This window comes from Streptomyces sp. NPDC007929, from assembly GCF_042959065.1.
Lineage (GTDB): Bacteria > Actinomycetota > Actinomycetes > Streptomycetales > Streptomycetaceae > Streptomyces.
Genome location: NZ_JBIBKD010000003.1, coordinates 786,408 through 800,600, shown reverse-complemented (window position 1 = coordinate 800,600; position 14,193 = coordinate 786,408). Strand labels below are relative to the sequence as shown.

Genomic DNA, 14,193 nt, shown 5'->3' with positions numbered 1-14,193 from the left:
AGATCAAGAAGAGACGATGAAGCAGCAGGGTGCGCACCCCGGGGACACGGAGGGCACCTCTGACGCTTCGTCGCGCCCGGACACCCCGGCCGACGGTCCGAAGGGGGCCGCGAAGAAGGCCCGGGCTTCCGCCGAGGAGCCCGACTTCGCGCACATCGACGAGGTGGAGGGCGACGAACCGCTGCTCCCCGCGCGCGTGCACCGCCCGTCCGACCTGATGCGCCTGCTGGTGGGGGTGCTCGCCGTCGCGATCCTGATCGGGATCGCCGCCTTCGCGCACGGCACCACCTCGGGCCTCGAACAGGACATCAACAAGGGCACCGGACAGGCGCCCGACCTGCTCATCAAGATCGCGGGGCTGGCCTCCAGCATCGCGATCCTGCTGGTGCCGGTCGCCTTCGCCATCGAGCGCCTGATCAAGCGGGACGGGCTGCGCATCGCCGACGGCGTCCTCGCGGCGGTCCTCGCGCACGGTGTGACCCTCGCCACGGACCTGTGGGTGGCCCGGGCCGCCCCCGATTCGATCCAGGAGGCGCTCACCCAGCCCTCCCCCGGCGACATCCACGCCCTGACCGATCCCGTGCACGGCTATCTCGCCCCGGTCATCGCCTACATGACGGCCGTCGGCATGTCACGCAGACCGAGATGGCGCGCGGTGCTGTGGGTCGTGCTGCTCCTCGACGCCTTCTCGATGCTCGTCACCGGGTACACGACCCCGTTCTCGATCATCCTGACCGTGCTGATCGGCTGGACCGTGGCCTACGGCACGCTGTACGCGGTCGGCTCGCCCAACGTCCGTCCCACCGGGCAGACGCTGATGGCCGGTCTGCGGACCGTCGGGTTCCGCCCGGTCAGCGCCTCACGCGAGGACACCTCCGACAACCCGGACACCGGGGACCGGGGCCGCCGCTACTTCGTCACGCTGGAGGACGGCCCGCCCCTGGACGTGACGGTGGTCGACCGTGAGCAGCAGGCCCAGGGGTTCTTCTACCGCGCCTGGCGCAACCTGACCCTGCGCGGCTTCGCCACCCGCAGCAGTCTCCAGTCGCTGCGCCAGGCCCTGGAGCAGGAGGCCCTGCTGGCGTACGCGGCCATCGCGGCCGGGGCCAACGCTCCCAAGCTGATCGCCACCTCCGAGCTCGGCCCCGACGCGGTCATGCTCGTCTACGAGCACAGCGGCGGACGCACCCTGGACTCGCTGCCGGACGAGGAGATCACCGACGGCCTGCTGCGCGACACCTGGCGCCAGGTGAAGGCCCTGCAGTCGCGGCGCATCGCGCACCGCAGGCTGGTGGGTGACGCGATTCTGGTGGATCGTTCCGGCAAGGTGATCCTCACCGACCTGCGCGTCGGCGAGATCGCGGCCGGAGATCTGCTGCTGCGCATGGACACCTCCCAGTTGCTGGTGACCCTCGGCCTGCGGGTGGGCGCCGAGCGCGCGGTGGCCTCGGCGGTCGGGGTGCTCGGCCCCGACGCGGTGGCGGACTGCCTGCCGATGCTCCAGCCCATCGCGCTGAGCCGCTCCACGCGCGCGACGCTGCGCAGACTGGCCAGGGAGCGAGCACAGCGCGAACGTGAGGCGGTCCTGGAGGCGTCCCGGCAGGCCAAGCAGGCCCGCCTGGGCGAGGACGCGGACGACTCGCCCGTCGTCCTGGAGAAGCCCGACAAGAAGGCCGTACGGGCGGAGCAGCGGGCCGAGAAGCGGGCGATCGACGAGGCCCTGGAGGAGGCCCGCGAGGAGGACCTGCTCACCCAGATCCGGCACGCGGTGCTGCGGATCCGGCCGCAGGCGCCCGTCGAGCCGGCCCGGCTGGAGCGGGTGCGGCCGCGCACGCTGATCAGTTTCATCGCCGGCGCGATCGGCGCGTACTTCCTGCTGACCCAGCTCACGCACATCGAGTTCGGGCCGCTCATCGCGAACGCCGAGTGGGGCTGGGTCGCCGCGGCCGTGCTGTTCTCGATGTGCAGCTATGTCGCTGCGGCGATGGCGCTGCTGGGGTTCGTGCCCGAGCGGGTGCCGTTCGTGCGAACCGTGGCGGCGCAGGTCGCCGGGTCGTTCGTGAAGATCGTCGCCCCGGCGGCGGTGGGCGGGGTCGCCCTGAACACGCGCTTCCTGCAGCGCGCGGGAGTGCGGCCGGGGCTCGCGGTGGCGAGTGTCGGCGCCTCGCAGCTGTTCGGCCTCGGCTGCCACATCCTGATGCTGCTGTCCTTCGGATACCTGACCGGCACCGAGAAGACGCCGTCCCTCTCGCCGTCCCGGACGGTCATCGCCGGGCTGCTGACGGTGGCCGTGCTGGTGCTCGTGGTGACGTCGGTGCCGTTCCTGCGCAAGTTCGTCGTCACGCGCGTGCGGTCGCTGTTCGCGGGGGTCGTGCCACGCATGCTGGACGTGCTCCAGCGGCCGCAGAAGCTGGTCACCGGCATCGGCGGCATGCTGCTGCTGACCGCCTGCTTCGTCATGTGCCTGGACGCGTCCATCCGCGCGTTCGGCGACGAGTCCACGTCGATCAGCATCGCCAGCGTCGCCGTCGTCTTCCTCGCGGGCAACGCGCTGGGGTCCGCGGCGCCGACGCCGGGTGGTGTGGGCGCGGTCGAGGCGACCCTGACGGTCGGTCTGATCGCCGTCGGGCTGCCGAAGGAGGTCGCGGCGCCGGCGGTCCTGCTCTTCCGCCTGCTGACGCTGTGGCTGCCGGTGCTGCCGGGCTGGCTGGCCTTCAACCACCTCTCACGCAAGCAGGCCCTCTGACCCGACCGGCGGGGAGCGGGGCCGTCTTCTGACCCGACAGGCGGGGAGCGGAGCCGTCTCTGACCCGACCGGCAGGGAGCGGACCTTCTCCGGCGGCGGCCTCCCCTGCCCCTCCTACCTCATACGGCACGCGTCCCGCGCGCCCCGTTCGCCGCCGCCGCAGGATGGAACCATGCCATCGCTCCCCCGGCTGCGCGCCGCCGCCCTGACCGCCTCCGCCGTGCTGCTGTCCACCGTGCTGGCGGGTTGCGGCGACGACGCCAAGGACCAGGACCTCACGCGGCAGAACCTGAGCTGGAAGGCCTGCCCGGCCCCGGACGCGGCCCAGGGCGGAGGCCCCTCGCCCTCACCGCTGCCGGACGACGGGGAGTGGCAGTGCGCGACCATGAAGGCCCCACTCGACTGGGACGACCCGAAGGGCGACACGATCGGCCTGGAGCTCATCCGGGTCAGGACGACCGGCGCGGACAACGCCCGCATCGGCTCACTCATCTTCAACTTCGGCGGCCCCGGCGGCTCGGGCGTCACCTCCCTGCCCGCTTTCGCGGAGGGCTACGAGAAGCTGCGCACCCGCTACGACCTGGTCAGCTTCGACCCCCGCGGGGTCGGCCGCAGCGACCCCGTGATCTGCGAGAACGACCAGCAGCTCGACGCCTTCTTCCAGCAGGACGCCACCCCCGACGACGCCGCCGAGCGCACCCAGCTGGTGGACAACACCAAGGAGTTCAACAACGCCTGCGAGGACAACTCGGAGAAGATCCTGCCGCACGTGCGCACCACCGACGCGGCCCGCGACCTGGACCTGATGCGCCAGGTCCTCGGCGACGACAAGCTGCACTACTTCGGCATCTCCTACGGCACCGAGCTGGGCGGCGTCTACGCGCACCTGTTCCCCCAGCGGGTCGGCCGAGCCGTGTTCGACGCCGTCGTCGACCCCACGCAGAACCCCGAGCAGGGATCGCTCGGGCAGGCCAAGGGATTCCAGCTCGCGCTCGACAACTTCGCCGAGGACTGCGTCTCGCAGGCCGAGGACTGCCCGATCGGTGACAGCGCCCAGGACGTGAAGGACCGTATCGCCAGACTCCTCGACGACCTCGACCGCAATCCGATCGAGGGGATCTTCCCGCGCCAGCTGACCCAGACCGCGGCGACCAGCGGCATCGCACAGGCGCTGTACTCGAAGGACTTCTGGGAGTACCTCACCGAGGGTCTGGAGCAGGCGTACGACGGCGACGGCAGGATCCTGTTGTCGCTGGCCGACTCGATGAACGGGCGCAGCGAGAACGGCGAGTACAGCAACATCACCCCCGCCAACGTCGCCATCAACTGCGCCGATGACAAGCCCCGCTACGACACCGCCTACGTCGAGCGGAAGCTGCCCGAGTTCCGGGCCGCGTCCAATCTGTTCGGCGACTACCTGGCGTGGTCCATGCTCAGCTGCACCGACTGGGCCGTACCGGGAGCCGCCGACCACCCGGACGTGAGTGCTCCGGGCTCGGCCCCCATTCTGGTCGTGGGAAACACCGGCGACCCGGCCACGCCCTACGAGGGCGCTCGGGCCATGGTGAAGGCGCTGGGCGAGGGCGTCGGCATCGAGCTGACGTACCGGGGCCAGGGGCACGGCGCCTACGACAGCAAGAACAAGTGTGTACAGGGGGCGGTGGACGGCTATCTGCTGGACGGGAAGGTGCCGCCGACGGGGACCGTCTGCTCCTGACACCTGCACCGATCCCGGAGAAATCGCAGGTCAGAAGGTTATCCACAGGCTGAAACGGACGGCGCGAGATCTGCCTACCATGGCCTGACCGCCATCCGCGGCACGGAGCGGACGGCCTGCGAGGGGGATGCGCGATGACACGCTTGGTTCGGTGGACCGCTCTGGCGGCCGCCTCGGCCCTGCTGGCCACCGGCTGCGGCGGCGGCTCGTCCGGCGACGACAAGGGCGGGCTCTCCTGGGGCCGTTGCAAGGCGACCGCCGACGGGCCGGCGCCTGGCGGCGAATGGCAGTGCGCGACGGTGAAGGTGCCGCTGGACTGGTCCGAGCCGGACGGCGAGACGATCGGGCTAGAGCTCATCCGCGCCAAGGCCCGCGGCGACGACCGCCTCGGTTCACTGCTGTTCAACTTCGGCGGCCCGGGCGCCTCGGGCGTCTCCATGATGCCGTCGTACACCCCGGCCGTCTCCTCCCTGCGCGAGCGGTACGACCTGGTGAGCTGGGACCCTCGCGGCGTGGGTGCCAGCGAGGGCGTGCGCTGCCGCGGTGACAAGGAGATCCAGGCCGCCGAGTCGGTGGACGTCACCCCGGACACCCCCGCCGAGGAGAAGGCGTACTTCGAGGACGCCGCCGGCTTCGGCAAGGGCTGCCAGAAGGACGCCGGGAAGCTGATGGCGCATGTCTCGACCGCCGACTCGGCCCGCGACATGGACCGCATCCGGGAGGTCCTCGGCGACGACAGGATGAACTACTTCGGCATCTCCTACGGCACCGAGCTCGGCGGCACCTATGCCCACCTCTTCCCGAAGAAGGTGGGACGCATGACGCTGGACGCGGTCGTCGACCCCACCGCGGACACTGTGCGGCATGCCCAGAACCAGGCCAAGGGCTTCCAGCGCGCGCTGAACGGCTATCTCACGTCCACGGGCCAGGACCCCGAGGACGGCACGCGCAAGATCGCGGAGCTGCTCCGCCGCATCGACGCCCGCCCCCTGCCTACGGGGACGCCGGAGCGGAAGCTGACCCAGAACCTCGCGGTCACCGGCATCATCCTGCCGCTGTACAGCAAGGACAGCTGGCCGACCCTGTCGAGCGCTCTGGAGGCGGCGGAGGACGGCGACGGCTCGGAGTTGCTGACCCTCGCCGACCGCTACAACGAACGCGATCCTTCGGGGCGTTACGGCACGACGACCCATGCCCAACGGGTCATATCGTGCTTGGACGACAAGCAGCGGCCGACCGTGTCCGAGACGAAGAAGCTGCTGCCTCGGTTCGAGAAGATCTCCCCGGTCTTCGGGACGTTCCTCGGCTGGGACACGGCCGGCTGGTGCCACGACTGGCCGGTGCCCGGACAGCGCGACACCCCGGAGGTGAGCGCCCCCGACGCGGCACCGGTCCTGGTCGTCGGCAACACCGGCGACCCGGCCACACCCTACGAGGGCGCGCTGAGGATGGCCAGCGAGCTGGGCAAGGGCGTCGGAGTGCTGCTCACCTGGCGGGGCGAGGGGCATGGCGCCTACGGCAGTGGGAGCGACTGCGTGGACTCCACGGTCAACGCGTATCTGCTGCACGGCTCGGTGCCGAAGGACGGCAAGGTCTGCTCATGACGACGGCGGGGGCTTCGGGCACCCTTCGTGCCGGAAGCCCCCGCCGCGGGGAAAGGTCAGTACACCGGCTTGGACGGCTCGATCTGGTTGACCCAGCCGATCACGCCACCGCCGACGTGCACCGCGTCCGAGAAGCCCGCGGACTTCAGGACCGCGAGGACTTCCGCACTGCGGACACCCGTCTTGCAGTGCAAGACGATCTTCTTGTCCTGCGGGAGGCTCTCCAGGGCGCTGCCCATGAGGAACTCGTTCTTCGGGATCAACCGGGCGCCCGGGATGGAGACGATCTCGTACTCGTTCGGCTCGCGGACGTCGATGATGTCGATGCTCTCGCCGTCGTCGATCCACTCCTTGAGCTGCTTGGGAGTGATCGTGGAGTCCGCGGCCGCCGCCTGGGCCTCTTCGGAGACGACGCCGCAGAAGGCCTCGTAGTCGATGAGCTCGGTGACGGTCGGGTTCTCGCCGCAGACCGCGCAGTTCGGGTCCTTGCGGACCTTGACCTGGCGGTACTGCATCTCCAGGGCGTCGTAGATCATCAGTCGGCCGACCAGCGGGTCGCCGATGCCGGCGAGGAGCTTGATGGCCTCGTTGACCTGGATGGAGCCGATGGACGCGCAGAGCACGCCCAGGACGCCGCCCTCGGCGCAGGAGGGGACCATGCCGGGGGGCGGGGGCTCCGGGTAGAGGCAGCGGTAGCAGGGGCCGTGCTCGGACCAGAAGACGGACGCCTGGCCGTCGAAGCGGTAGATCGAGCCCCAGACGTACGGCTTGTTCAGCAGCACGCAGGCGTCGTTGACCAGGTAGCGGGTCGCGAAGTTGTCCGTACCGTCGACGATCAGGTCGTACTGGCTGAAGATGTCCATCACGTTGTCGGCCTCGAGCCGCTCCTCGTGAAGGATCACGTTCACGTACGGGTTGATGCCCTTGACGCTGTCACGGGCGGACTCGGCCTTCGGGCGGCCGATGTCGGCCTGGCTGTGGATGATCTGACGCTGCAGGTTCGACTCGTCGACCTCGTCGAACTCCACGATGCCGAGGGTGCCGACGCCCGCGGCGGCCAGGTACATCAGCGCCGGCGAGCCCAGGCCGCCGGCGCCCACACACAGCACCTTGGCGTTCTTCAGCCGCTTCTGCCCGTCCATCCCCACGTCGGGGATGATCAGGTGGCGGGAGTACCTGCGGACCTCGTCTACGGTGAGCTCGGAAGCCGGCTCGACCAGGGGTGGCAGCGACACGGGGACTCCGTTGGTCGGTCAATCACTACGGTTGTTCTCCCCGTAACAGTGCCATGGCCTTTTTCATTCCGAGACACCCGTTCCGATACGCGAGACGAATTCGTCCCAGTAGCCGGGCATGGCCTCCCAGGGGTCGGTTTCTCCGTCGCGATCCGTGTGGTCGGTGATCCAGACCGTCGCGGCGCCCTGCCAGCGGGCGATGCGCAGCGCCTCGGCCAGGTGCGGGCGGGGCACGCCGTGGACGAAGTGGCAGAACCGCTCGGGCGCGTGGTCGGCGGTCCACTCGGCCACCTGGGACCAGCGGTAGTCGCTCCACGGCCCGGAGAAGGTGACCAGCTGGTCGGCGAGTTCGACGTAGCCGGGGTGCGGGTGGATGCCGTGGCCGAGGACGATGTGGGCAGCGTCACGGATCACACGGAGTGTGGCGACCATGCGGCGGACCTCGGGCAGCCCGGCGTGGTCCGCCGGGCAGCGCTCCAGGAGGAAGCCGTCGACCTGGTACCAGTCGACGAACCGGTGCGCGTCCGAGATCAGCTCGCCGAAATTGCGGGTGCCGTAGCGGGTGTCGAGGTGACCGAGGACGCGGATGCCCGCGTTGCGCAGCCGGCCGGCCGCTTCCAGGCAGTGCGGGTCGGGGCGGGTGCCGGGGCCGTCGGCCACGTTGAGGACCACCCAGTGCAGCGGGGTGCCGGGACGGGTCAGCTCACCCCACTCGGTGGGGGCGAGGAGGGGGTGCGCATAGCCGGGGACGCCGACGCCGGGGCGCAGTTCCGTGTCCGAGGCGCGACTCAGGGATCGGGTCAGATGCGGCATGCCGCCTCCATCCAGATGTCCGCGAGGGACTCCTCAAGGCCGATCCGGGGGCGCCAGCCGAGCCGGTCGCGCGCGGTGCGCACATCGGCCTGCTGCCAGCTGCCGCAGCCGTCGGGGTACGGGTATGCGACCGGGGGCGCGTGGTCCGGGTCGGGGCGGGGGTGGCCGATGGCCGAGCGCAGGGCGCCGGGCGGTCCGTCGAGTTCGTGGAGGGCGCCGCCGTATCCGGCGACGCGGGCGAGGACGGCGGCGGCGTCGCGCAGGCGCACGGCCCGGCCGGAGCCGATGTTGATGACCCCCTGCGCGGCGGAGAGCGAGGCGGCGTGTACGGCGCGGGCGACATCGCGGACGTCGACGAAGTCGCGCTGTGCGCCGAGACCGCCGAGCTTCAGCTCGCCGTCCCCGGACTGCATGGCCCGGCGCATGGCCTCGGCGAGGCGGCCCAGCGGGGAGCCGGCGGGGGTGCCGGGTCCGGCCGGTGAGAAGACTCGCAGGACGACGGCGTCCAGACCGGAGCCGAGGACCAGTTCGGTGGCGGCGAGTTTGCTGACGCCGTACGGACCTCCGGGCCGGGGCACGGCGTCCTCTGCGGTGGAGGAGCCGGGCTGGCTCGGGCCGTACTCCGCGCTGCAGCCGATCTGCACCAGCCGGGCCCCGCAGCCGCTGCGGCGCAGGGCCTCGCAGACGGTGGCGACGGCGACGGTGTTGTGGCGGGTGAGCTCGCGGGCCCCGCCGCGGGTGGCGCCGGCGCAGTTGACGACGACGCCCGGGTGGACCGCGTCGAGGAAGCGGGTGAGGGCGCCGGGGCTGCCGGAGGCGAGGTCGAAGCGGACATCGGCGTCGTCCCCGCGGCCGAGGGCGGTGAGCTGCACGGCCGGGTCGGCGAGCAAGCGGTCGGCGACGAAGCGTCCGATATAGCCGTTGGCTCCGATCAACAGGACTCTCATCGCACGGCTCCCCAGGTGGCCGGGGTTTCTGGGTGGGTGATCATGCGGGTTCTCCTCGAAGCGGTAAGGAAATGACGGGGCGGGTGTTGCCCGCGGCGGTGGGGCCGGTGTCCGCGGCGCTCACCGCGCGGGCTCCGGCGGTGCGTGGGCCGAGGCCCGGGTGAGCTTGCGCGTCGCGTGGACCAGGAGGGCCAGCGCCGCGGCTGCGCAGGTGAGGGTGGGCACGCTGTCGGCACCCCACGTGGTGACGAGGGCTTCGACGGGCGTGGCCAGGAAGCCGAGGCCGGGGAGCCGGGCGGCGAAGACCGTGGCGAGGGCGACCGCCTCGACCGTGGCCGCCGCGGTGAGGACCACGGCGGGGGCGTAGGTGAAGCCGTGCGTGGTGAGGAGGCGGGCCAGGAAGAGGAGGGCGCCCAGGGCGAGGGCCTCGACGTGGGCCGCGGGCTGGCCGAGGGCCGCGCCGCTGAGGGTGAGGAGGACTGCCAGGGCACCCAGGAACAGGGCGAACACACCGAGCAGAAGGGGGCGTACGGCGGTGGCGAAGTCCTCGAGGCCTCGGCTGGCGGCGAGTTTGCGGCGGGCGCGGGCGGTGAGGAGGTGCGCGGCCCAGGCGGCGGGTGCGCAGGCCAGGGCCAGGGCCAGGACCGGGGCGGCGGTCAGGGGCCAGGGGCCGTCGGCGGTGCCGGTGGGCAGGGTGTCGGGGCCGCCGGCGAGCGCGTTGTCGAGCAGGCCGTTGCCCAGGAGGGAGTAGGCGAGGAGCCACAGCGTCCAGGGCGTGGTCCTGCCGGAGGCTGCGCCGGGTCGTGGCCCGGGGCGGTCCGTGCCGGTCCTGCTGAGGGGCCCTCGGCGCAGGGCCGCGTGGAGGGCCAGGGCCACGGCGAGGGCCCCGGCCGCCGCCGCGAGCAGACGCGAGCGCCCGTGGGTGAGGTGCACGGCGGCGAGGGCGGCTGCACACAGCACCCCGGGCAGGAGGGTCAGCACAACCCAGCCGGCGTGCACGCGGGGAGCGGCGGGCGGGGCGGGCTGGGAGGTGTCTGCGTCCCGGGAGACGCGCGCGTACATCTCCTCGGCGAGGGCGAAGACGTCCCGGTGCCGGAAGCGGGCAGCGGTCCGATCGGTCATGCCGTGCGCCTCCAGCCCGGCGGCGATCTCGAGGGGGTCCACCGCGCGCTCGCAGAGCTCCCGGTGACGGTGCATCAGCGCCTTCACCGGATCGACGACCCCGCGCCGCGGTGTGGAGGCGGCGGCAGAGCGCGCTGCGGCGTCCCGTCGGTCCAGTTCGTCCAGGCCGCTCATCGTGCTGCCCCCGGGGCGGGGGCAGGAGTTGTGGCGCGTACGGGCCTGCCCGACGCCCAGCCGGGGCCGCCGCGGGTGGTGAGGCGGGGGGACGCTGCGGTCCAGCGAACGGGGACGTGTGCCTCGGCGGGAACCGCGAAGGGCAGCGGCTCCCCCGCCCCGTCGAGGGCGACCCGGCGCACGGGCGCGCGCGAGACGATCTCCAGGTAAATGCTGTGAAACGCCTCGATGTTCTGCTCGACCGTGAACAGTTCGAGGGCACGGGCGCGGGCGGCGGCGCCCAGGCGCGCACGGCGCTCGGGGTCACGCAGCAGCGCCACGCACGCCTCGGCGAGCGCCCGCGGATTGCGCGGCGGCACGACGAGCCCGGTGCCGCCGATGACCTCCACGACCACGCCGACGTCCGTCGACACCGTCGCGCGCCCGCAGAGCATGGCTTCGGCGAGGCCGACGGGGAAGCCCTCGACGACGCTGGAGAGGACGGTCACGGCACCCGAGGCGTAGGCGTCGGCGGCGGCCGGGAGGTCGGGGCCGCCGGTCTCCTCGAAGGACACCGGGTTGTCGCCGGTGGCATGCGGGCCCGCGGCCTCGTCGGGGAAGAGCTGGGCGGCCAGGGACCTGCAGTGTCCGAGGTAGGCCGCGCCCTCGGGGCCGGTGGGGGCGCCGACGATGCGCAGACGGGCCCTCGGCTGCTGTTTGCGGACCTCCGCGAAGGCGTGCAGCAACGAGACCAGGTCCTTGGCGGGCTCGACGCGGCCGACCCAGACGAGCGTGTCCGGGTCCGCGCGGTCGGGGGACTCGCCGATTTCGGCGAAGGGCCCGGCGTCCATGCCGGGGTGGACCGTGCGGAGCTTGTCGCGGCCGGCGCCGCAGCGCTCCTGCCAGCGGCGGGTGTGGGTGTTGCCGGCGGTCACGACCTCGGCCCGACCGTAGGCCTCGGCGGCGAGCCGCCCCTGGAAGGCGGCCAGCAGCGACCGTACGGCGGGTGGGGCGTCCGGAGTGGTGAGGTAGTGCGTCCGCAGGCGCACGCCGTACTCGGTGACCATCAGGGGGACGCCGGTGAAGTGCCGGGCGAGCAGGCCGGGCAGAACGGCCGTGCCGCCGGACGCGGCATGGCAGAGGTCGACAGCGCCGAGCCCGTCGTCCTCGTACCAGTCGAGGGAGAGGGGGCGCAGAGCGCGTTCCACATGGCCGGCGACGGCGAGCAGATCGGGTACGCGCGCCCCGCGCGCGGCGTGATGGGCGCCGGGCGCGCGACAGGCGCGTTCCAGGGTGCGTACGGCGGCCTCCGAGCGGAGGGCTCCTGCCAGCCCGCCCTCGTCGCGGGCGAGTTCGGCGAGTCCGTACAGAGCGTTGGCGAAACGGTCCGCCTCAGCGGTCGGCGCGCCCACGGAAACGCTCCCGGCCGCACCCTCGGGCACGTTCCCGGCCGCGCCCGAGGCGCCCTCGGGGACTCCGCACAGCACGGCGGCCAGTTCCCCGAAGTGCTCGGTGAAGCGCCGGCGCGCGCGGCGCCCGAGCACCACCTCGTCGTCCTCGGCCATCCACAGCGGGGCGGTGCGCACCCGGCGGACGTTCGGTGGCAGCGGGATCCAGCCCTCGTCCTCCTGGTGCTCGCTGCGGCTGAGCGCGTAGACGTCGAACTCGTGCTGGGCGAGTCCGTGCACCAGCCGGTCGCACCAGAGCTTGGCGTCACCGCTCACATACGGATAGCCACCTTCCGTAAGCAGTCCGATCCGCACGAGTGCACCCCCGATCTCCCGTATGGGGAGCCACCGTTGCCCGGCGGCTCGCAGCGGGACGAACGTATGCGGACAAGGCGGTGGTGCGATGGACGGTTGTCCGTCGCACCACCAAAAGGGGTGAACGGTCGTAACTTTCCTGTGCGGGTCGCGTTCTGTCGCGCTAGGAGATCAACCAGACACGGATCGTCATGCCGCGCCAAATCCCGACGCCGAGCGCGGCGTCATTGCCTCACCGCACCGGCCGTGACGCCTCAGCTCCCGGGATACGGCCAGGCGTTGGCGCGGCAGTCCACACCGTCGTGGTCGATGAACTTGGTCTGCTGCTGCATGACCGGCGCGAGTTCGCCGTCCTTGTCGCAGGTGACGTGGCCGTAGCCGAGGCGGTGCCCGACCTCGTGGTTGATGAGCATCTGACGGTAGGCGTGGATCTCGGCGTCGCCGTAGGTCTCCGAGCCCTGCGCCCACCGGTAGGCGTTGATCATCACGCGCTCGGTCGCGGCCGAGTCGCAGGAGACGTTGTCCTCGGTGGTGTCCAGACCCGATTTGGCGCACCAGTCGGCGGTCGTGCCCGGGCTGGCGAGCGTGATCACGAAGTCGGGCTCGCCGGAGTGGATGCGCTCGAAGGTGCGCGCGCCGTTGTGGGCCCAGCTGCGCTGGTCGTTGAGCGTCTTCTGCACGGCCTCGGCGAACAGCTCCGCGTCGAGTCCGAGCCCCTGCTCCACGTCCACGCGGTAGGTGAACTTCTGGCCGGCGCCCGGCGCCTTGGCGATGCCGGGGACGGCGTCGAACTTCCCGGATCCCTTGAGCTCGACGCCGAGCGGGTAGGTCCGGCCCATCTTCTCGGCGTAGGTCAGCGGGGTGGCCTCGGGGGCGGGTGCCCGGCCGTCCGCGCGGGACGCGCCGCCCCGGACGTCACGGGCGCGGTCGGGGGCGGACTGCGACTGCACGCCCGCGCCGTCGGGGTCGTCGGCGACCTGACCGGCGACGATGACGGCCAGCACGGTGGTGACGGCGGCGGCCGCGATGCCGGTGAAGGTACGGCCCTTGCCGCCCTTGCCCGCGACGGGCGCGCCGGTGGGCCTCGCGTCGTCGTCGCCGGGCCCGGATGCGGCCGGGGTGCCGACGGTCCAGTCGGAGACGGAGGCGTAGGCGTCCGCGGCGTGCGCGGAGGCGGGCGTACGGGGCGCGAAGACGTCGTCCTCCTCGTGGAAGGCGTCAAGGTAGTCCTGTCGCGGCTCGGGCACGGAGGCCCGGCGCTGCCGCGGTATGGGAGCACCGACACCGGCGGGCCCCCCGCCACTCCCCCTCAACTCGCCCCAGCCACCCCCGGCTTCGCGCTGCTCGGGATGCCCACTCCGCGCCTGCGGGAAGCCGTGCGCGGGCGTCCCGTCGGGCAGCCGGGGAACGCCGTGCGCGGGCGTCCCGTCCGGGAACCGCGGAACGCCTCGCGCCGGAGCGCCGCCGGCCGGCCGCGGAACGCCGCGGGGCGGAGTCCCGTCCGGGAACCGCGGAACGCCTCGTGCCGGGGTGCCGTCGGGCAGCCGGGGAACGCCATGCGCCGGGGTGCCGTCGGGCACCCTCGGAACGCCCTGCGCTGGAGCCCCCTCCGGCATGCGCGGAACGCCCCGCGCCGGAGTGCCGTCCGGATGCCAGCCGTCGGGCAGGCGCGGCATGCCGTGCGGCGGAGTGCCGTGCGGCGGCATGCCATATGACGGCGTGCCAGGTGACGACCCGCCATATGACGGCGCGCCATGTCGCGGCATGCCCTGCGATGGCCCGCCCTGCGGCGGCATGCTCTGCGGCGGCAAGTCGTACTGAGGCGGCGTGCCGTGCGGCGGATTTCCCACTGGCGGCACACCGCGCGTCGACTGCGGACCGTCCGTCGGTGCGGGTCGTGGGCCCGGCACGCGGCGCTGGCCCGGCGGCGGCCAGCCGCTCTGCGGCACGCCGGGCGGTGCGCCGGGCGGTGCGGTCCGGGCGGCTCCCCGGCCGGTGTCCGGCGCCTGGCCCTGGCCCGGCCTCTGCCCCTGCGCGGACCCGGCCCGGCCGCCTCGTACTGCTGTGGTGTCCGCGCTGTCGCCCTTGGCGAC

General features: G+C 72.5%; 9 protein-coding genes. 3 read left to right on the top strand and 6 right to left on the bottom strand.

Features of this window, described 5'->3' with window-relative positions; all coding sequences use genetic code 11:
• Nucleotides 1-16: 16 nt before the first annotated feature.
• The 3 genes from ACFZDE_RS13290 (at nucleotide 17) to ACFZDE_RS13280 (ending at nucleotide 6,067) form a co-directional block, all read left to right on the top strand.
• Nucleotides 17-2,746, top strand: a complete 2,730-nt coding sequence (locus tag ACFZDE_RS13290; protein ID WP_390993760.1) for a lysylphosphatidylglycerol synthase domain-containing protein — start codon at nucleotides 17-19, stop codon at nucleotides 2,744-2,746.
• A 172-nt stretch (nucleotides 2,747-2,918) separates the two neighbouring features.
• Nucleotides 2,919-4,463: an alpha/beta fold hydrolase gene (locus tag ACFZDE_RS13285; RefSeq protein ID WP_391199837.1), complete on the top strand. Its 1,545-nt coding sequence runs from the start codon at nucleotides 2,919-2,921 to the stop codon at nucleotides 4,461-4,463.
• 134 nt (nucleotides 4,464-4,597) lie between these two features.
• Nucleotides 4,598-6,067, top strand: coding sequence for an alpha/beta fold hydrolase (locus ACFZDE_RS13280; RefSeq protein ID WP_391199835.1), 1,470 nt, complete (start codon nucleotides 4,598-4,600; stop codon nucleotides 6,065-6,067).
• A 56-nt stretch (nucleotides 6,068-6,123) separates the two neighbouring features.
• Here ACFZDE_RS13280 and moeZ read toward each other — a convergent pair whose 3' ends face one another.
• From moeZ to ACFZDE_RS13250, 6 genes are all read right to left on the bottom strand, one after another.
• Entirely contained in the window at nucleotides 6,124-7,302 is a 1,179-nt protein-coding gene (moeZ, locus tag ACFZDE_RS13275) for an adenylyltransferase/sulfurtransferase MoeZ (protein WP_390993757.1), read from the bottom strand.
• Between the two features lie 63 nt (nucleotides 7,303-7,365).
• Entirely contained in the window at nucleotides 7,366-8,115 is a 750-nt protein-coding gene (locus ACFZDE_RS13270; RefSeq protein WP_391199834.1) for a spherulation-specific family 4 protein, read from the bottom strand.
• Entirely contained in the window at nucleotides 8,103-9,062 is a 960-nt protein-coding gene (locus ACFZDE_RS13265; protein ID WP_307177379.1) for an NAD(P)-dependent oxidoreductase, read from the bottom strand. Before ACFZDE_RS13265 ends, ACFZDE_RS13270 begins: the two co-directional genes overlap by 13 nt.
• Before the next feature lie 120 nt (nucleotides 9,063-9,182).
• Complete coding sequence (locus ACFZDE_RS13260) at nucleotides 9,183-10,358, bottom strand: hypothetical protein (RefSeq protein WP_391199832.1); 1,176 nt, start codon at nucleotides 10,356-10,358, stop codon at nucleotides 9,183-9,185.
• On the bottom strand, nucleotides 10,355-12,100 hold the full coding sequence (locus tag ACFZDE_RS13255) for a DUF3492 domain-containing protein (RefSeq protein ID WP_391199830.1): 1,746 nt from the start codon (nucleotides 12,098-12,100) through the stop codon (nucleotides 10,355-10,357). Before ACFZDE_RS13255 ends, ACFZDE_RS13260 begins: the two co-directional genes overlap by 4 nt.
• 254 nt (nucleotides 12,101-12,354) lie before the next feature.
• Entirely contained in the window at nucleotides 12,355-13,866 is a 1,512-nt protein-coding gene (locus ACFZDE_RS13250; protein ID WP_391199828.1) for a DUF3152 domain-containing protein, read from the bottom strand.
• Between the last annotated feature and the right edge of the window lie 327 nt (nucleotides 13,867-14,193).